Annotated in this window: 16 protein-coding genes; 13 read left to right on the forward strand and 3 right to left on the reverse strand. The window is 41.6% G+C overall.

Features of this window, described 5'->3' with window-relative positions; all coding sequences use genetic code 11:
- The first annotated feature begins 286 nt into the window (after positions 1-286).
- From IUZ65_RS04470 to IUZ65_RS04490, 5 genes are all read left to right on the forward strand, one after another.
- Positions 287-1912: a methyl-accepting chemotaxis protein gene (locus tag IUZ65_RS04470; protein WP_195702598.1), complete on the forward strand. Its 1626-nt coding sequence runs from the start codon at positions 287-289 to the stop codon at positions 1910-1912.
- A 146-nt stretch (positions 1913-2058) separates the two neighbouring features.
- Positions 2059-2964: a LysR substrate-binding domain-containing protein gene (locus IUZ65_RS04475; RefSeq protein ID WP_195702599.1), complete on the forward strand. Its 906-nt coding sequence runs from the start codon at positions 2059-2061 to the stop codon at positions 2962-2964.
- A 252-nt stretch (positions 2965-3216) separates the two neighbouring features.
- Entirely contained in the window at positions 3217-4212 is a 996-nt protein-coding gene (locus IUZ65_RS04480; RefSeq protein WP_195702600.1) for a TRAP transporter substrate-binding protein, read from the forward strand.
- A 65-nt stretch (positions 4213-4277) separates the two neighbouring features.
- On the forward strand, positions 4278-4916 hold the full coding sequence (locus tag IUZ65_RS04485; RefSeq protein ID WP_195702601.1) for a TRAP transporter small permease: 639 nt from the start codon (positions 4278-4280) through the stop codon (positions 4914-4916).
- A gap of 3 nt (positions 4917-4919) precedes the next feature.
- Entirely contained in the window at positions 4920-6281 is a 1362-nt protein-coding gene (locus tag IUZ65_RS04490; RefSeq protein ID WP_195702602.1) for a TRAP transporter large permease, read from the forward strand.
- Between the two features lie 57 nt (positions 6282-6338).
- Here IUZ65_RS04490 and IUZ65_RS04495 read toward each other — a convergent pair whose 3' ends face one another.
- Entirely contained in the window at positions 6339-7682 is a 1344-nt protein-coding gene (locus IUZ65_RS04495; RefSeq protein ID WP_195702603.1) for a sigma-54-dependent transcriptional regulator, read from the reverse strand.
- Positions 7683-7696: 14 nt separating this feature from the next.
- Entirely contained in the window at positions 7697-9499 is a 1803-nt protein-coding gene (locus IUZ65_RS04500; RefSeq protein WP_195702604.1) for a sensor histidine kinase, read from the reverse strand.
- A gap of 516 nt (positions 9500-10015) precedes the next feature.
- On the opposite strand from IUZ65_RS04500, the gene tig reads away from it, so the two are divergent.
- From tig to IUZ65_RS04535, 7 genes are all read left to right on the forward strand, one after another.
- Positions 10016-11320: a trigger factor gene (gene tig, locus IUZ65_RS04505; RefSeq protein WP_195702605.1), complete on the forward strand. Its 1305-nt coding sequence runs from the start codon at positions 10016-10018 to the stop codon at positions 11318-11320.
- Between the two features lie 274 nt (positions 11321-11594).
- Complete coding sequence (gene clpP, locus IUZ65_RS04510; protein WP_195702606.1) at positions 11595-12221, forward strand: ATP-dependent Clp endopeptidase proteolytic subunit ClpP; 627 nt, start codon at positions 11595-11597, stop codon at positions 12219-12221.
- Between the two features lie 99 nt (positions 12222-12320).
- Positions 12321-13604: an ATP-dependent protease ATP-binding subunit ClpX gene (clpX, locus tag IUZ65_RS04515; RefSeq protein ID WP_195702607.1), complete on the forward strand. Its 1284-nt coding sequence runs from the start codon at positions 12321-12323 to the stop codon at positions 13602-13604.
- 194 nt (positions 13605-13798) lie between these two features.
- Positions 13799-16150 (forward strand): endopeptidase La, encoded by a 2352-nt coding sequence (lon, locus tag IUZ65_RS04520; RefSeq protein ID WP_195702608.1) that lies wholly within the window; start codon positions 13799-13801, stop codon positions 16148-16150.
- Between the two features lie 202 nt (positions 16151-16352).
- On the forward strand, positions 16353-16625 hold the full coding sequence (locus IUZ65_RS04525; protein WP_195702609.1) for an HU family DNA-binding protein: 273 nt from the start codon (positions 16353-16355) through the stop codon (positions 16623-16625).
- A gap of 152 nt (positions 16626-16777) precedes the next feature.
- On the forward strand, positions 16778-18643 hold the full coding sequence (ppiD, locus tag IUZ65_RS04530) for a peptidylprolyl isomerase (protein WP_195702610.1): 1866 nt from the start codon (positions 16778-16780) through the stop codon (positions 18641-18643).
- A 241-nt stretch (positions 18644-18884) separates the two neighbouring features.
- Complete coding sequence (locus IUZ65_RS04535; protein ID WP_195704992.1) at positions 18885-19130, forward strand: ComEA family DNA-binding protein; 246 nt, start codon at positions 18885-18887, stop codon at positions 19128-19130.
- Between the two features lie 90 nt (positions 19131-19220).
- Here IUZ65_RS04535 and rrtA read toward each other — a convergent pair whose 3' ends face one another.
- Positions 19221-19781 (reverse strand): rhombosortase, encoded by a 561-nt coding sequence (rrtA, locus tag IUZ65_RS04540; protein WP_195702611.1) that lies wholly within the window; start codon positions 19779-19781, stop codon positions 19221-19223.
- Positions 19782-19784: 3 nt separating this feature from the next.
- Between rrtA and IUZ65_RS04545 the strand changes: the two genes are divergently transcribed.
- Positions 19785-20414 carry a tRNA-uridine aminocarboxypropyltransferase gene (locus IUZ65_RS04545; RefSeq protein WP_195702612.1) on the forward strand — a complete coding sequence of 210 codons (630 nt, stop codon included), beginning with the start codon at positions 19785-19787 and terminating at the stop codon, positions 20412-20414.
- The last annotated feature ends 1 nt before the right edge of the window (position 20415 follow it).

A 20415-nucleotide genomic window follows, 5' to 3' on the forward strand; every position in this document is an offset into this window, starting at 1 on the left:
TGAGTTAATTATCTTCAATGCGGTCGATACCAATATTATTAACGAATTCCTCTCTAAAACTAAACGGTATTTCATCAAGCGTAGACCTACGTCCCCTTTTTTGTCGACGGGCTATTCTGGCCACTAAGCAAGGACGGTTATGCACCTGCTATTAATGATGACAAACATCCCTAAACTATTACGGTTTTCAGCCGATAATGATGTAGATCCAAAGATGCTAGGTATGGAGTTGAACCTCGGGAAGAAGGTTAGGTGTACCTAAACGTAATTTAGAATGGAAGACCATATGAGAAATAATCAGCCTGTCACACAGAAAGAGCAACGGTTCACTTCGTCGGAAGACTTAGTATCAGTAACCGATTTGGATGGAAAAATTCGTTATGTGAATCAAGCGTTTCTCGAGATGAGTGGATTTACGCTAGACGAGTTGATTGGGCAGGACCACAATATAGTGCGTCACCCTGATATGCCGAAAGCCGCGTTTGAAGACCTATGGAAGACGGTACGTACAGGCAATGGCTGGCGTGGATTTGTTAAAAACCGTTGTAAAAATGGTGACCATTATTGGGTCGACGCATTTGTTACTCCAGTTATGAAACAGGGCAAGGTAATTGGTTATCAATCCGTTCGTGCAGAGCCTTCTAGGGAGCAAGTTAGCAAGGCTGATCAGCTATATAAAAAACTGAGAAACAATGATTCATTAAAACTACCAAAGATTAAGCTTATCCATCGGTTAACCTTTAAGAGTCTCTTCAATATTACATCCGTCGTGAATCTATTGATTTTACTTTTCGCAATATTCATGGCCTATCAGGATGCACATCCTGCGTTATTGATGCTACTTGGTGTTTCAATGCTGCTGACGTTGTTTAATTGGTGGCGCTCCATCGTTGGGTTAATTCAACCATTGGATGAGATTCGCATCAGATTACGAGAGATGGCCAGCGGCGACTATAATCAACAAATTCATCTCGAATCGATGAATGAAGTAGGACGAGCCATGATGGCAGTGAAGCTTCTACAGGCGAGGAGTAAAACCGTTTTAGGCCAGGTGTCTAGTGCTGCGGGTGATTTGATTATATCTGCTGAGCAGCTTTCTGGCACCAGTTACTCAATGACGAAAACCATGGCTAATCAGTCTAATCATACTACTCAAGTTGCGACGGCGATGAGTGAAATGAGCTCTACAGTTGATGAAGTGTCCAGCAATGCACAAAATTCTTCTGATACCACTACCGCCGCTCAGCAGACGGTGGTTGATGGTGACAGCGTCGTAATGGATGCATTACATTCAATGGAAGCATTTTCACTAGAATTAACCAATACAACCAAGCAAATTAATACCCTTTCTGCCAATAGTGAACAGATTAGTCAGATTACTAACGTGATCAGTGAAATAGCGGACCAAACTAATCTATTGGCGCTAAATGCAGCAATAGAAGCGGCAAGAGCCGGGGAGTATGGTCGAGGTTTCGCTGTTGTTGCTGATGAGGTGAGAAATCTTGCATCTCGTACACAAGATGCAACCCAAGAGATAAGAACCATGTTAGATGATTTGTCTAGCGGCATTAAAAATTCCGCTGAGACGATAAAAAGAAATAACCAAGAAGCTCAAAATGCGTTGGAAAAAGTGGCGTCGTCGCGGGATATCTTTGCCCAAGTAGCACAAGGTATGGAACTTATTAATGATATGACAACTCAAATAGCGACCGCGGCAGAAGAGCAGAGTTTAGTTGCCGTTGAAATGAGCAGCAGTATTGAGACTATTAGCATTGAAGCCGTATCAACGGAAGAGGAGGCGAGAAAACTTCAAGATAAAGCCTCTCAATTAAACGATAGCGCTGTTCACTTGCAAGACCTGATGAGTGACTTTGATCTAGGCAATCAAAATAATGCCATCTCGAGAAGATGAAATAAGGAAACCTAGCTGTGTTTAACCGCCAATCAACGTCAAATTGATTGGCGGTTTCTTTTTAATGCTGTAATGATATTGTAGATAACAATGCACCTTGGAAAACGCCCTTTTAGCTAACTCTAGAGAGTGAAAATTATTTAATCATGACCAATCCTATTACCCTAGATGCACTGCGTATTTTAGATGCGATAGATAGAAAAGAAAGTTTCGCTGCCGCCGCTGAAGAACTTTACCGAGTACCATCGGCGGTTTCTTATACAGTAAAGAAACTGGAAGAGGATCTTAGTGTCGTCATATTTGATCGAAGCAAAAGAAAAGCCGAGTTCACAGTGACGGGGCAATTGTTACTGAAGCATGGGCGATCTATATTGCAGGCAACGGATAATCTATCGAAACTGGTTATCCAAGCTGAAAGTGGGTGGGAGCCAGAACTAAGGATCTGCGTTGACAATATTATAAATTGTCAGCCTATCTATGCTCTAATAGGTGAGTTTCAGAAACATTATCCTCACGTAGAGATCAAATTGGTAGAAGAGGTATTTGGTGGCACTTTTGATGCGCTAGATTCTGGGCGAGTCGATCTTGCGATAGGTACACCGTTAGATATTGATACCATCAAATATCAATGTTTAGGAATAGGTGAAATCGACTTTGTGTTTGCTGTAGCCAGCGATCATCCTTTGACGGCGTTACGCCAGCCGATCACAATAGAAGAAGTAAAACAGTACCCTTCCATAGTCGTTTCTGATAGCTCTAAGAGCCTACCTGCAAAATCTTCGGGTATCTTTGAAGGCCAACGAAGACTCACCGTCCCAACAGTAGACAAAAAAATCACACTGCATCTTTTAGGGTTAGGTGTGGGATATTTACCTTTGTTTAGAATAAAAAAAGAGCTAGATTCAGGTGAGCTTGTTGTTTTAGATACGTCTCCGCTAACGAATCGAAGCAATAATTTAGGAATAGGATGGCGCAAAGATAACACCGGAAAAGCGCTCAATTGGTTTATAGAAAAGCTATCAGATTTGAAAAGAGAAGAATTTGTGAGCTGAAATTTGAAAGCGCTCATCTATATGTTACCAGTATGTAATAAATGACACATTTGTACTCTTTTTATGTGTCAGTTCCCACCCATTTAGACTCCCTAGATAACTCCTGCAATAACACAATACATTGATAAAGCGGCAATAGAGCCCGTGCTGCAAGGGATGTAAAATTATTGTTAATAGTTGGCTTGCTTATTGCGTTATGTAGTCCATGCAGAGCCCAAAGATGGGCCTGTTTAAATCATATGGAGAATAAAAATGATCAAGCCACTTACCCTACTGTCTGTGTCTGCACTTGCCTTAACGAGTTTCAATGCTGCTGCTAACTGTGACCCTGGTGAAATCGTCATCAAGTTTAGCCACGTGACCAATACAGATAAACACCCTAAAGGTATCGCTGCTTCTTTATTAGAGACACGCGTAAATGAAGAGATGAATGGAAAAGCTTGTATGCAAGTGTTCCCTAACTCTACTTTGTATGATGATGACAAAGTACTAGAAGCCTTGTTAAATGGTGATGTTCAAATGGCCGCCCCATCTTTATCAAAATTTGAGAAAATCACTAAGAAATATCGTATTTTCGACCTTCCTTTCCTTTTTGAAGATGTAGATGCCGTAGACCGTTTCCAAAACTCTGAATCTGGTGACAAGCTTAAAAATGCGATGAAACGACGCGGCCTTAAAGGCCTTGCATTCTGGCACAACGGTATGAAACAAATGTCTGCGAATAAGCCATTGATGCTTCCATCGGATGCTGAAGGGCTCAAATTTCGTGTACAAGCTTCAGATGTTCTAGTTGCACAGTTTGAGCAATTGGGTGCTAATCCGCAGAAAATGTCGTTCAAAGAAGTGTACGGCGGCTTGCAAACTAAAGTTATTGATGGCCAAGAGAATACGTGGTCTAACATCTATGGTAAGAAGTTCTTCGAAGTACAAGATGGTGTGACCGAAACCAACCACGGTATCCTAGATTACCTAGTGGTAACGTCGAATAATTTCTGGGATGAATTGCCTGCAGATGTTCGTGATCAATTAAGCAAGATCGTAATGGAAGTAACCGATACTCGTAACTCTGAGTCAAGTAAAGTGAATGCAACCAATAAGCAAAACATCATCGATGCAGGTGGAGTAGTGCGAACGTTATCCTCTGAGCAGCGTCAAGCTTGGGTTGATGCACTTAAACCTGTTTGGAGCAAATATGAAAAAGATATTGGTTCCGAGTTAATCGATGCTGCCTTGGCATCAAATAAGTAATCCGCAAAGCATGGGTAGGAATCTACCCATGCAATTTACAATAATAATGATAGCGGAGAATCCTCATGATACGGACGTTTTTTTCTAAAGTAGAAAGGGCAACCGACCTCCTTGAAGAAACCTTAATTGCTGGTTTCCTTGGAATAATGACCTTGCTAACTTTCACCAATGTTGTATTTCGTTATGCACTGAACGACAACATTCTATGGGCTCTTGAATTAACAGTATTTATGTTTGCATGGATGGTGTTAGTTGGCGCTTCTTACGGTGTAAAAAGGCACTTTCATATCGGTGTCGATGTTGTGATTAACATGGCACCAAAGGGACTACAAAAGGTATATGCGATTATCGCTGTGTCTCTTTGTCTCTGTTTTTCGGTCATGCTGCTCATTGGTTCTTGGAATTACTGGTATCCGTTTATTTCTGAACGTGCGTGGTATGAAACGGATGACATTCCTATGCCAGAAATGTTGCAATTTTTAGCGGACCTTCTCAACGAAGGTGAGCGCTACGAAAAGCTACCTCGATTTATACCCTATGCAGTACTACCAATCAGCATGGCAACGCTTACTGCTAGATTTCTTCAAGCCGCCTATAAAATTATAGTGGGTGATCTGGATAGATTGATTGCCAGCCATGAGGCAGAAGAAAACCTCGAAGCATTAAAAGCTGACGTTCTTAAAAATGACGAGAAGGAGGGGTAAATTATGGCAATTTTATTTCTATTTATAATGGTTATCGCTTTCATGCTTGTTGGCGTTCCAATCGCTATTTCTCTTGGTTTAGCGAGCATGTTTTTCTTGATGATTCATTCAGATGCTTCTCTTGCGTCGGTTGCTCAAACATTGTTTAACGCTTTTGCAGGACATTACACCCTTTTAGCTATTCCATTCTTTATTCTTGCGTCGAGTTTCATGTCTACCGGTGGCGTCGCGCGTCGAATTATTCGATTTGCTATTGCGATGGTAGGTTGGTTCCGTGGTGGTCTTGCCATCGCATCTGTTGTGGCCTGCATGATGTTTGCGGCGCTGTCTGGGTCATCTCCCGCTACGGTGGTCGCCATTGGGAGTATCGTCATCGCTGGTATGGTAAAAAATGGATACAGTAAGGAGTTCGCGGCAGGTGTTATCTGTAATGCAGGGACGCTAGGTATCCTAATTCCGCCTTCAATCGTGATGGTAGTATATGCAGCAGCAACGGATGTCTCTGTAGGTCGTATGTTTTTAGCGGGCGTAGTGCCTGGTTTGCTTGCTGGTTTGATGCTTATCATTGCCATTTATATTACAGCTCGTGTTAAAAATTTACCTAAGCAACCGTTTGTTGGTTGGTCTGAAGCATTTAAAGCGGCCAAAGATGCAAGTTGGGGTTTATTGCTTATTGTCATCATTTTAGGTGGTATCTATGGCGGTATATTTACGCCTACCGAAGCGGCGGCTGTCGCGGCGGTATACGCATTCTTAATCGCTAATTTTATCTACAAAGATATGGGGCCTTTTGCGGACAAGGAGAATAAGAAACCTTGGTTCATCAAAATATTCCAAGCTTTTGTACACAAAGATACACACGCAACGTTATATGATGCGGGTAAGTTAACCATTATGTTGTTGTTTATCATTGCTAATGCACTGATATTAAAGCATGTGTTGACTGAAGAGCGCATTCCGCAAATGATTACAGAATCCATGTTATCGGCGGGTCTGGGGCCGATCACCTTCTTAATTGTGGTCAATGTTCTGTTACTGATTGGTGGTCAGTTTATGGAGCCATCAGGGTTGTTGATTATCGTGGCACCTTTAGTTTTCCCAATAGCTATCGCATTAGGTATTGATCCTATTCATCTTGGTATCATTATGGTGGTGAATATGGAAATAGGGATGATAACGCCGCCTGTTGGTCTCAATCTCTTTGTCACCGCGGGGGTGGCGAAGATGTCGATGTTGAGCGTTGTGAAGGCTGCGCTACCATGGGTCGGCGTAATGTTTTTGTTCTTGATCATCGTAACGTACGTACCATGGGTATCAACGTGGTTACCGACGTCCTTGATGGGACCTGAGATTATTATTAAATAGTCATGTGTTAATTTCGTTCTATAGAATAAAAATGCAGCGCTCTGGCGCTGCATTTTTTTAATTTAACTTATAGTTATCTTTGTCCAACTCATAGCGCTGCATTTTGTCATACAGTGTCTTGCGGGCGAGGTTTAGAATTTCCATGGTATCTTTGATACTGCCTCCCGATTCAATCAGTGCATGCTCTATGGCGGAACGTTCAAACTCAGAAACCTGTTCAGCAAGACTCGACGCGGTGGGTGCATTGTCTGAATCCTGATCAAGTTGTACTAATTTACCGAGTAAAACAAATCGCTCTGCTGCGTTTCGAAGCTCTCTTACATTGCCCGGCCAACGATGAGATATCAACGTTTGAAGCTCTGTTTGAGGCAGAGTGGTCGCCGCTTTTTTATAGCGAGCCGCCGCGACCAATAAAAAGTGGTGGAATAGGGCAGGAATGTCTTCCTTTCTTTCTCTAAGAGGGGGTAAGTCCAAAGTAACGACGTTTAGGCGATAGTAAAGATCTTGTCTAAATGTCCCTTCGATAGCCGCTTGTTTTAGAGCGACTTTTGTTGCGGCAACCACTCGAATATCGAGAGGTATCATCTGATTAGAACCGACACGTTCAATGTTTCTTTCTTGAAGGACTCTAAGTAACTTTATCTGAGCCTGCATAGGCATGGATTCGATTTCATCTAAAAACAGTGTGCCACCTTGGGCAAACTCAAACTTACCGATACGCTTGCTTTCTGCGCCGGTAAACGCCCCCTTTTCGTGTCCGTAGAGCTCGCTCTCGATCAGGTTTTCTGGCACCGCTCCACAGTTTACCGCAACAAAGTTGTTTTTCCTGCGGCTGCTCTGTTCATGCAAAGAACGAGCGACTAACTCTTTACCCGTACCGGTTTCTCCAAACAACAATATGTCTGCATTGGTATCTGCCACATGGGTGATGGTCTTCCTAAGGCTTTGGACACTGTCGGCTTCACCAATAATACGAGGTCCTAACGTTTTATTCGCTTTTAACGCTTGTTTTAGCTGTTTGTTCTCTTCCGTAAGTTGGCGCTTATCGATGGCTCTTTTAACCGTGTCTATCAGTCTATCGTTTGAAAAAGGCTTCTCAATAAAATCATAAGCGCCGTCATGCATAGACTGTACGGCCATCGATATATCACCATGACCCGTGATTAAAATTACGGGTAAGTCAGCGTCTTGGCTTTTAAAACTGTTTAGTAGCGCTTGCCCCGAGATACCTGGCAAACAGATATCGGTAACCACGACATAAGGTAAACCATCGTTTTTGGCCGCGATTAACGCTGACTCAGCATCGGGAAAAAACTGAGCAGAAATATCCTCCAGTTCAAAGCTTTGCTCATGAGCAAGTCTCATATCGGGTTCATCATCAATGAAAAATACGTCGTACATGGTTATGTCCTTATTTACAGCAAACTCTGCTTATTCTTCAATATTGACTTTTTTAAAGTAATTGTGAACCTTGCGCCTCCTAGCTCTGCTACACCGGAACAGAGATCACCGCCCATAGTCTGCATGATTTGCAAAGAGATAGACAAACCTAAGCCTAATCCATTTTTCTTCGTTGTGTAGAAAGGTTCGAAAAGATGTTGTTGGTCTTTAGTTTTTAGCCCTCGGCCTGAATCATCAATATGGATGAGTATGTCTGTTTCTGTTTCGCAAAGTGTTATTTCTACCCTCCTTGTTTCTGCGTTGGTTAACTCATCCATGGCGTTGGTCATTAAGTTAATCAACACTTGCTCTAGATGGATCAAATTAACTTTACCAACCAGTTTGTCGTTTTTGATATGAGTGGCTAGCTGGATTTGATGCGCTTTATATTGTGGTTTTACCAGCTCCATAGAAGAGACGATAATGGGATATATTTGAGCCACAACAAGTTCATCGCTGGATGTTTTTCGTGCGAAAGATTTTAACTGCTGGCTAATATTCGCCATTCTATCTGTCAGTGCGGAAATCCGGGTGAGGTTATCCGTTGTTCTTTCTGGTTGGCCTCTATCTAAAAAACGCTTGCCGTTTTCCGCGAAGCTCCTGATGGCGGCTAAGGGGTTATTCAGTTCATGACTGATGCTGGCAGACATTTGACCTAAAACGGCTAGCTTAGCAGCCTGAATGAGCTCTTCCTGTGTTTGCATCAACATAACTTCGGTCTTTTCTCTTTCGTCAATTTCCATTTGAAGTTCCGCAGTACGCTCCATTACCTGAAACTCTAATTTTTGTTTTGCTTCCATTTCTATTTGGGCAATTTGACGCTGCTTAATTTGACGATTTCGAATCAGAAGCCAGATCACAAAAACCAGCGCATAAACTAACGTGGTTATCATGAAAAAATCGAATAGTTGCCAAAAAAGAAGAAGGGTTGGTGCCAGTACTCTGATTTCCAATTCTTGGGAATTTAGGGGTTGTTTGGCACTAAGGTATTGATGACTAAAAAAGACCGATGTGTTTTTTCTAATTTCACCTATTTGCGTTGGATGGTCTGTAGAGAACCCAAGACTTTCTATTTGTTTATCAAGGTAGCGACGACCATCTGCAATCTCGGTTTTCAGAGTGTCAGAGATAGAAAACAAGCTTCGATAGAGCCATTTTTCATTGCTCGACATAAATATGACGCCGTTGGGGTCGGTCGCGATAAAGTAACTGTTGTCGCTGGACCAATTTTCTTCTATATCGTTGAGATCTGTTTTTACTACGACAACACCTAGTCGTTCTGCCGCGAAAACAATAGGATATGAATAATAGAAACCCCGTTTTCCTGATGTGGAGCCAAGAGCAAAATATTGCCCTCTCTGACCGTTGATTGCCTGTTGGAAATAGGGGCGAAAAGCAAAGTTTCTACCGACGAAAGATTTGTCTGTATGCCAATTGTTTGAGGCGATAGTTGTACCATCCTTATCTAAAAGGTAGGTATCAGATGCACCAATAATCGCATTCACATTTTGTAGGTATCTGTTGGTAATATCTATCTGCGCCCCGTTTTGAGGGCTGGTTAATGCATCGATCAACTCACTATCTTTTGATAATAACTGAGGAATATAGGCGTATTTGTCGAGCTGACTAGACAGTTGACTCGTAAAGCGATTTAATTGGACCAGATTTTCTTCGTTTTGGTCTTCGTAAGCGGTATGCCAATACGCCTTGCCCCCAATTAAGATGGTAAGTAAATACAAAATAATAATAATTGAGGATATACGTCTTAGTTTAACCATCTAAGTTTACCTAATGAACAATTAGTTCTAGGTTAAAGGGTCCCAGAAAACTTACCAATTTAAGGGGTTAAAACAAGACAAAGATCTCTTTTTAGTCATTTTAGGAAAAAAATCATCTCTCTCTATTGAAAAAACAGTTATTGTCCCCATTTCTGATGCGACATGGTAAAATAAGTAATAAATTTGCCGATTTGTCGTCAACTTCTAGTGAGAATTCAGAACTTCTCTCGACAGCTATTCGTCATATCGCTAGAATGTCGCGTCTAAAATTTTGGTTCTGAGACTAATCGGAGATACCTTGCTCGTTACTTTGTATCGTCAGAGTGTGAGAAAAGATATCGCTAATTAGTCCGATGCATCTCTTTCGTGAGTGAATGCTTACGAGTGTGTTTTGCATCAATTCTCGATTTAAATCTGTACTTCAATGAAGTACGACACACGGATATGGTCATAACCTAAAGACGGTTGGTGGCTAAAATACTCAGTAATCTGAGTTAGTTTTGAGGTTTATATATAATGCAAGCTACTGTTGAAACTCTTGAAGGCCTAGAACGCCGTCTAAATATTACTGTTCCTGCTGCAAACATCGAAGATGCAGTAACAGCGGAACTTCGCAACATCGCGAAAAATCGTCGTTTCGATGGTTTTCGTAAAGGCAAAGTGCCTATGAAGATGGTTGCAAAAATGTACGGTAAAGCTGTACGTCAAGATGCTATGGGTGAAGTTATGCAACGCCATTTCATCGAAGCTATCGTAAAAGAGAAAATCAACCCAGCGGGCGCACCTACTTTTGCTCCTGTTGAAAATGAAGCAGGAAAAGATCTGGTATTTACTGCGACTTTCGAAGTCTACCCTGAAGTAGCACTTAAGGGCCTAGAGAACATTGTTGTTGAAAAACCAACAGTGGACGTTAACGACTCTGATGTTGATGAAATGATTGAAACGCTACGTAAGCAACAAGCTTCGTGGACAGAAGTTGATACCGCTGCTGAGGAAGGTTCTCGAGCGACTATCGATTTCATTGGTTCTATCGACGGTGAAGAGTTTGAAGGCGGAAAAGCGGATAACTTCCCTCTAGAAATGGGCCAGGGTCGTATGATTCCAGGTTTCGAAGATGGAATTATGGGTAAAGTCAAAGGTACTGAGTTTGAAATTGACGTTGCTTTCCCAGAAGACTACCACGCTGAAAACCTAAAAGGTAAGCAAGCTAAGTTCCAAATCAAAGTAAACAAAGTTGAAACTCAGGACTTGCCTGAAATCAACGACGAATTTGTTGCTAAGTTTGGTGTTTCTGAAGGTGGTGTTGATGCACTTAAAGCTGAAGTTCGCAAAAATATGGAACGTGAGCTTAAGCAAGCAATCAAAAACAAAATCAAAGAACAAGCTATTGACGGCCTAGTAAAAGAAAACAACATCGATGTTCCTACTGCTGTTGTTGACCAAGAGATTGGTGTTTTACGTAAGCAAGCTGCACAGCGTTTTGGTGGTAACCCAGAAGCCGCTGAGCAACTTCCTCGTGAATTGTTCGAAGAACAAGCCAAGCGTCGCGTAGTGGTTGGTCTTCTTCTTGGTGAAGTAATCAAAGCTGAAGAACTAAAAGCTGACGATGAAAAAGTGAAAGCACTTATATCTGAGATGGCGACGGCTTACGAAGATCCAACAGAAGTTGTTTCTTACTACGAGCAAAATGAAGAGATGATGAACAACATGCGCAACGTTGCTCTAGAAGAGCAAGCAATTGACGCTATCATCGCTAAAGCTCAGGTTTCTGATAAAGAAACAAGCTTCAACGAACTAATGAACCAACAGCAACCAGCTTAATTTTAGGTCTGTTTGGTAGAAGCAATATTGTGAGATGTTCGCTTCTAAGTAATTAATTGTGGTCCGTTTGTGCATTCATTCGGACCATATTTTTACTATTTTATATAAGTATTTTTGCGAGTGACTAAGTTGCATTGTTATCATTCTGTAACAGAAAACATGCGAAAACGTACAATTGTCAATCAATCACTTAAGAATAGTTAATTTATTCTTGTTTATTCTCTAATATTGATTTAGATATTTATATAAAGCGGTAATTTTTTAGGGATATCAAATGAGCTACCAAGAAAAAAATGTAATGTCTCCGATTATTGATGCACTTGTTCCAATGGTTGTTGAGCAAACTTCCCGTGGTGAGCGTTCTTATGACATCTATTCTCGTCTACTTAAAGAAAGAGTGATTTTCCTTACGGGTCAAGTTGAAGACCATATGGCGAATCTCGTTGTGGCTCAGCTATTGTTCCTTGAGTCGGAAAATCCAGACAAAGATATATTTCTATATATCAATTCGCCAGGCGGTAGCGTTACAGCTGGCATGTCTATTTACGACACAATGCAATTCATTAAGCCAAACATCAGTACAGTATGTATGGGGCAAGCATGCTCTATGGGTGCCTTCTTACTCGCCGGTGGTGCACAAGGTAAGCGTTACTGTTTGCCTAACTCTCGAGTGATGATTCACCAACCACTTGGCGGTTTCCAAGGTCAAGCATCAGACATTCAGATTCACGCACAAGAAATCTTAACGATTAAGCAAAAACTGAATAAGTTACTTGCTGAACATACAGGTCAACCCCTTGAAGTGGTTGAAAATGATACTGACCGTGACAACTTTATGTCTGCGGATCAGGCGGTTGAATACGGATTAGTGGATGCAGTACTCAATCATCGAGGCGAATAGAACCTAAGCACCTACAAATAGTAGACTTATGTTTTACAAGAAAATCGATGAGATTTGATATACACTCAATCTATAAGGTAAAGGCTAAGAGGTTAGCGAATGACAGATAAAAGCAAAGAGAGCAGCGGCGGAAAATTACTGTATTGCTCTTTCTGCGGTAAGAGCCAGCACGAAGTTCGCAAGCTAATTGCAGGTCCTTCGGTTTACGTCTGTGATGAATGTGTCGACTTATGTAACGATATCATTCGTGAAGAGATTAAAGATGTTCTGCCGAAGAAAGAGTCAGAAGCACTACCGACTCCGCGCAATATCCGTGAACACCTTGACGACTATGTAATTGGTCAAGATTACGCTAAGAAAGTGTTAGCAGTTGCGGTCTATAATCACTACAAACGTTTACGTAATGGCGATACCACAGCAGAAGGTGTGGAATTGGGTAAAAGTAACATCTTGCTTATTGGCCCAACAGGTAGCGGTAAAACATTGCTAGCAGAGACGCTTGCTCGTTTCCTAGACGTTCCGTTTACTATGGCTGATGCGACAACACTAACCGAAGCCGGTTATGTTGGTGAAGATGTTGAAAATATCATCCAAAAGCTTCTACAAAAATGTGATTATGATGTCGCTAAAGCGGAACGCGGAATCGTTTATATCGATGAGATAGACAAGATTTCTCGTAAAGCTGAGAACCCATCAATTACACGAGATGTTTCGGGTGAAGGCGTTCAACAAGCACTCTTAAAGCTGGTTGAAGGTACAATTGCATCTGTTCCACCTCAAGGGGGCCGTAAGCACCCACAACAAGAGTTTTTGCAGGTAGATACCTCTAAGATTCTGTTTATTTGTGGCGGTGCGTTTTCAGGCCTTGATAAAGTAATCGAACAACGTGTTTCAACGGGTTCGGGTATTGGTTTTGGTGCTGAAGTTCGTTCAAAAGACGAGACTAAAACAGTCGGTGAATTGTTTAAACAAGTGGAACCCGAAGATCTAGTTAAGTACGGTTTGATTCCAGAATTTATTGGTCGTTTACCAGTGACTACAACGCTAACTGAGCTTGATGAAGAAGCGTTGATTCAAATATTGTGTGTGCCTAAGAATGCGCTTACTAAGCAATACGCAGCACTATTTGAGATAGAAAACACTGAACTTGAATTCCGTGAAGATGCACTTAAAGCGATTGCCAAAAAAGCAATGGAACGTAAGACCGGTGCACGTGGTCTACGATCTATTCTTGAAAGTGTATTGCTTGAGACAATGTATGAGCTGCCATCGTCTACAGACGTAAGTAAAGTCGTAATAGATGAATCGGTTATTAACGGTGAATCTGAGCCTTTGCTTATCTATGACGGAAAAGATAATCAAGCGGCTGGTGCTGAGTCATAAGTACCACGATTTACTTGCATTAAGATTTAAAAAGGGAGATACGTTGTATCTCCCTTTTTTTACCTATTATTTATATAAAACGTCATTTTAATCGCCCGAAGCCTTTAAAATGCCTCTTTTTTTTGATCACTTGTTGAATCCAATCAATTAGACCCCATATACTTTTCATAAGAAAAACGGATAGAGAGAAAAATATGAACTTGGAGCGTTCCGAACGTATCGAGATTCCAGTATTACCGTTGCGTGATGTTGTGGTATATCCGCATATGGTTATTCCTTTGTTTGTTGGCCGTGAAAAGTCGATCAGCTGCTTAGAATCAGCAATGGATAACAACAAGCAAGTATTATTGGTAGCACAAAAAGAAGCGGATACCGATGAACCCGTTATCGATGATCTATTCGATATCGGTACTGTTGCAACGATTCTTCAGCTGCTTAAACTACCTGACGGCACAGTCAAAGTGCTCGTTGAAGGACAGCAGCGAGCTAAAATTCACCAATTTAGAGAAAACGAATTCTTTCTTGCGGATGCTGAGTATTTAACGACACCTGAACTTGATGAAAAAGAACAGGAAGTGATAGTACGTAGTGCAATTAATCAGTTTGAAGGTTTTATTAAACTGAACAAAAAAATTCCACCAGAAGTGCTGACGTCATTAAATGGAATAGAAGAAGCGACACGCTTAGCCGACACTATTGCCGCACACATGCCGTTAAAGCTGACAGAAAAGCAGCAAGTTTTAGAAATTATAGATGTCAATGAACGTCTAGAATTTCTAATGGGTCAAATGGAGTCAGAAATCGACCTGCTTCAGGTAGAAAAACGAATTCGTGGCCGCGTGAAAAAGCAAATGGAGAAATCACAGCGCGAGTACTATCTGAATGAGCAAATGAAGGCGATTCAGAAAGAACTTGGCGACATGGATGATGCTCCGGATGAATTTGAAACACTTAAGAAAAAGATTGAAGAAGCCAAGATGCCAACCGAAGCTCGTGAAAAAACCGAGCAAGAGTTGCAAAAACTGAAGATGATGTCTCCCATGTCGGCAGAAGCGACAGTGGTCAGAAGTTACATTGATTGGATGGTTGGCGTTCCTTGGGCAAAACGATCTAAAGTGAAGAGAAATCTGACTAAAGCTGAAGAAGTGCTTAATGAAGACCATTATGGTTTAGAGCGCGTAAAAGAACGTATTCTCGAGTATTTGGCGGTTCAAACTAGAATCAACAAGTTAAAAGGCCCAATCCTTTGTCTTGTGGGGCCTCCGGGTGTTGGTAAGACGTCTCTAGGCCAGTCTATCGCGTCTGCAACGGGTCGTAAATACGTACGTATGGCGCTCGGTGGGGTTCGTGATGAGGCGGAGATTCGAGGTCATCGCAGAACCTACATTGGTTCTCTGCCGGGTAAGATAATACAGAAAATGTCGAAAGTAGGCGTTAAGAACCCATTATTCTTGCTTGATGAAATCGACAAAATGTCTTCAGATATGCGTGGTGATCCGTCATCAGCATTGTTGGAAGTATTAGACCCAGAACAAAACAACGCCTTTAACGATCATTATTTAGAAGTAGATTATGACCTATCAGACGTGATGTTTGTTGCGACGTCGAATTCGATGGATATACCTGGGCCGCTGTTAGACCGTATGGAAGTGATCCGTCTTTCTGGCTACACCGAAGACGAAAAACTGAATATCGCTAAGCGTCATCTACTTGAAAAACAGATGAAGCGAAATGGGCTCAAAACCAACGAAGTGACCATCGAAGATTCTGCGATCGTAGGTATTATCAGATTTTACACTCGCGAGGCTGGTGTTCGTAGTTTAGAAAGAGAAATTTCGAAGATTTGCCGTAAAGCTGTGAAGAATATCTTACTAGATAGCTCAATAAATCAGGTCGTTGTTGATATAGATAACCTGAAAGATTACTTAGGCGTGCAGCGTTGCGATTATGGCAAAGCAGACGAAAGTAATCGCATTGGTCAAGTGACCGGTCTTGCATGGACATCAGTCGGTGGTGATCTACTTACTATTGAAACTGAGGCGATGCCAGGTAAGGGTAAACTCACTCAAACCGGGTCTCTTGGCGAGGTAATGCAAGAATCTATACAAGCCGCGATGACTGTGGTGCGTTCTCGTGCGAGTAGGTTAGGTATCAACGAAGATTTTTATGAGAAACGTGACGTTCACGTTCACGTACCAGAAGGTGCAACACCTAAAGATGGTCCAAGTGCGGGTATCGCAATGTGTACTGCGCTCGTTTCTAGTTTAACGGGTAACCCAGTGCGTGCCGAAGTGGCGATGACAGGTGAAATTACACTGCGTGGTGAAGTGCTTCCAATTGGTGGGTTAAAGGAAAAACTTCTTGCTGCTCATCGAGGTGGAATTAAAATTGTTCTCATCCCGAAAGACAATGAACGTGATTTAGAAGAGATTCCTGACAACGTTATTGCCGATCTAGTCGTTAAGCCAGTGCAGTGGATTGATGAAGTTTTAGCCATTGCATTAGAGAAAGACCCTTCTGGTTTTACGGTTGAGTCCTCAAAATAGTGACGTGTAGCAAAAATAAGTAAAGAATTACGCTGACAAGGTATAAAAATACTTGTCAGCGTTTTTTTTGGAGGCTAACGTTACAACCTGTGACTCTAAGCTATATTCCTAAAGGCTTAGAGATAAAATTTAAAATAGTCAAATGGAACGAATGTTACCTAACTAAAAATATAACTGGTAACGCATTAAGGGGAACAAAAAAGTGAACAAAACTCAATTAGTAGAAAAAATCGCAGAAAATGCAGATATTTCAAAAGCGTCAGCTGGCCGTGCATTAGATGCAGTAATTGAAGCAGTAACAGAAACACTTAAAGCTGATGAGCAAGTTGCTCTAGTTGGCTTTGGTACTTTTAGCGTTCGTACACGTGCTGCTCGCACTGGTCGTAACCCTAAAACTGGTGAAGAGATTCAAATTGCAGAAGCTAAAGTACCCGCTTTTAAAGCAGGTAAAGCTCTTAAAGAAGCTTGTAACTAAAAACGATTCGTTACTCTTTTCTATACAAGACTCTTAAATATGCGCATCTCAACACTGGTGCGCATTTCTTTTTCTGATATCATCGAACATCTCAATTTTCATACTGGGCACAGGTAATATTTCCTGCTCAATCTGCGGAGTAAAATAAGATTATGATGGAGCGATTACGCGAAGGCGTAAACAGTATCGCGGTTAAGATTATTCTTGGTCTAATTATCCTTTCTTTTGTATTTGCAGGTGTAGGTAGCTACATCGTAGGTGGTGGCAACAATGCTGCTGCTAAAGTGAATAATACAGAGATTGGTCGTGGTGCGTTTGAACAAGCCTACACAAGTGAACGTAACCGTATGCAATCACAAATGGGTGATTACTTTGCTAGCTTATTAGCTGACCCAACTTACGTTCAGTCTTTCCGTAAATCAATTCTCGATCGCATGGTAAATGAGTTGCTTTTAGAACAGTATGCCGACTCTTTAGGTTTGCGTATTAGTGATAAGCAGATTCGCCAGCAGATAATTGATATGCCGGAATTCCAAAATGACGGTCAATTTGATCAAGAGGTGTACGCTGCTACGCTTCGCCGTGCTGGTTACGACGCAGATAGCTTTGCTGAGTACTTGCGCAGAGACCTAACGCGTCAACAGGTTTTGTTTGCCCTACAAGGCAGCGAGTTTTCACTTGAAAGTGAAGTCGCTACTCAGAGCCAATTATTAACTCAAACCCGAGATATTCGTTCGATTCTATTAAGTATCGAAGAATACGCTAAGGATGTTGAGTTTACGGATGAAGAGCTGCAAACGTATTACAACGAAAATTCACGCAACTACACTCGCCCAGAGCAAGTCAAAGTTGCCTACATTGAGTTGTCTGCACAAGAGCTTCAATCTCAGGTGACAGTAACTGATGAACAAGCTCAAACTTACTATCAAGACAACGTAGATAAGTATTCCACTATCGAACAGCGTCAACTTAGCCATATTTTGGTTCAAGGTGATGACGAGGCAAAAGCTCAGGCTATTCTTGATGAACTGAATGCGGGTGCTGATTTTGTTGAGTTAGCCAAAACCAAATCTGAAGATATTGGTAGTTCAGAAGAGGGTGGTTCACTCGGTTGGATAGAAAAAGATGTGATGGATCCCGATTTTGAAACCGCCGCGTTTGCTCTACAAAATGTAGGTGACACAACAGGGTTAGTTAAATCGGCATTTGGCTATCATATTATCAAACTGGATGCTCTGAAAAGTGCAGAAGCCACACCATTTGCTGATGTTGAAGCCGAGATAAAAGTCGAAATTGCTGGGCAAGAAGCAGTAGAACGTTTCTATGCAATGCAAACCGAACTAGAGAAAGTTGCGTTTGAGTACCCTGATTCTTTAGACGATTCTGCTCAAGTGGTCAATCAACCAATCAAAACCACAGATTTTATTTCACGTGTCGATGCGCCAGAAATTCTGCTTACTCCTGCGGTAATGCAAGCAATTCTTAGTGCTGATGTGAAAGACGACGGACTTAATTCAGAAGTTATCGAAGTCGCACCAGAGCATGTGATTGTGGTTCGTGTAGAAGATACTCGAGACGAAACGGTGTTGCCATTTGATGAAGTGAAAGCTCAAGTCGAATCAGAGTTAGAACTCGTTAAAGGTGAACAAAAAGCGTTAGACGTTGCTAATTCGGTTATGCAAGCGTTGAAAGCAGGTGATGAGTCTGTCGTTAGTTCAAATGGCCTGGAGTTTGGTGACATTGAGACAATCGACCGTCGTTCACCACTTGCACAAACGGTGTTTGCATTAACCAAGCCGGAAGATGGCAATAAGACTTACGCTCAAACGACTGATTTGGAACGAAATATTGTTATTGTTGAACTAAGTCAAGTCAACGTAAACCAAGACGATAGTTTCAATACTCAGATTGCGGCTCAGTTAGTTCGCACTGGTTCTCAGCAAGATCTCGCCGCAGTTGTGAGTACGCTGCGTGAAGAGGCTGATATTGAGTACTACGTGGTGGATTCTCAACCGTAGTTAAATGTATTGAAATGATACAAAAACAGGCCGCTTTTGCGGCCTGTTCTATTTCTAGTTCAAAGTTAAAGACAATATACTCCGCATCTCTAATCATATGGATTCCTAACTAACCTCAAAAGGAAATCCTATGAATTCATTTACTGTTTTTATCCTAGGGACTTTAACGGCTTTATATTCGTATACGGCACTTGCTGCTCCTACATCAGAACGTGACATTAAACCATCGGTTAATTCAGCAATGACAGAGCATGTATTACCTGTGGCAGCCGATAAATACGAAGGTATCGAAATAACGGTCAACATCAATACTGGCACCATTGAAGAGCTGTCTACACTTTTACTCGGAATTGGAGAAAAAAAAGCACAGCTGATTATTGATTACCGGGATGAGCATGGACCATTTCTATCGGCGGAAGATTTGATGCAAGTGAAAGGGATTGGACCTTCTACGATAGAGAAAAACAGCAAGAGAATAAGGTTGTAGCGGTCAGAAATACGCCATCTATTTAGATAGGTGGCGTCGACGGTTAAAGACATTCTTGTTCGCTGCATCCAACACATTTCGCGTGATCAGTTATGTTGTTGAATGGGTATTAAACCTAAGCAATACGTAAAGCATAACAGCTAGAGATAAGCCGGTTACACCACCTATCAAATGTGCCTCAATGGCAACCTCCGCTGAGATTAACTTGGCAGTGCTTATTGACGCGCCGTAGAGCTGCTCATGAACGATCTTTATAATTAAACCAATAACGAGTAACCAACTGGATTTTCGGCCATATAGTGCTTCTGAGAGCGCGTAAAAGGCGAATAAACCGTGTAATACGCCAGATAGACCCGCGTAAGAGTGTAAAGTCGAAAAAAGTAAGCCTAACCCGACAGAAGTTGATAAAAATAGAAGTGCACCAAGTAAACTTTTAGCGGAGGGTTTAAACAGATAAGCAATCACCCACATCGCCGCTATATTCATAGAGAAGTGTATGGTGTTGGTGTGAGTGAAGTTTCCTGATAGGATCCGCCACCACTGCCCGTTCTGAATCAATTCGTGATGCCATACGACGAGATTCTGCAAGTAAGGCAACTGAAATAGAGCACTTATAACGGTAACCAAAATAAGAAAGTAGGATAATTTCAATCAATGTCTCGATATTGCTTAAAATGTGGTAAAGCGAAAAAGGCTTGTATCTGTTCTTGGATTAAAACCATAAACACGAATATTGAGCTTATCATCCTTCAACACCCTACTGAAGTTAATCGGGCAAAAGGCACGGCAAAAATTTTGAGCCTGTCGCTTGTCAATAGCCATTGTTTTGTCGGAGAAGACTTTTCACAACATAATGAGCTAAACAACCTGTTAACGGAAAATCAGGTCAGCACGTTTGTGCTTTTTCCTTCTGAACGTTCAGAAATAATATCGCCAAAGCTGACTGAAAATAGGCGCTTGGACAATAAGATCAGAATTATTCTGTTGGACGGCACGTGGAAAAAGGCATTTAAGATCTACCAACTTTCGGAAAACCTACACGCGCTACCTTGTCTACGCTTGCCGCAAAACATGAACGGTAACTATAAAATTAGAAAAGCACCGAAGAAAAACAGTCTCTCTACCGTCGAAGCTGGATATCAAGCGCTTAAAATTCTACAACCAGAGCACAATTTTGAACCGTTGATCGTTGCCTTTAATGCTATGGTCGAGTTCTATATTCAACAGCTTCCAGAAGGGGTCTATCAGCAAAACTATACCTGTGATGATTCGTCACCTTCTTAGT

Origin of the sequence: Vibrio sp. VB16, assembly GCF_015594925.2 — a bacterium.
Classification (GTDB): Bacteria; Pseudomonadota; Gammaproteobacteria; order Enterobacterales; family Vibrionaceae; genus Vibrio.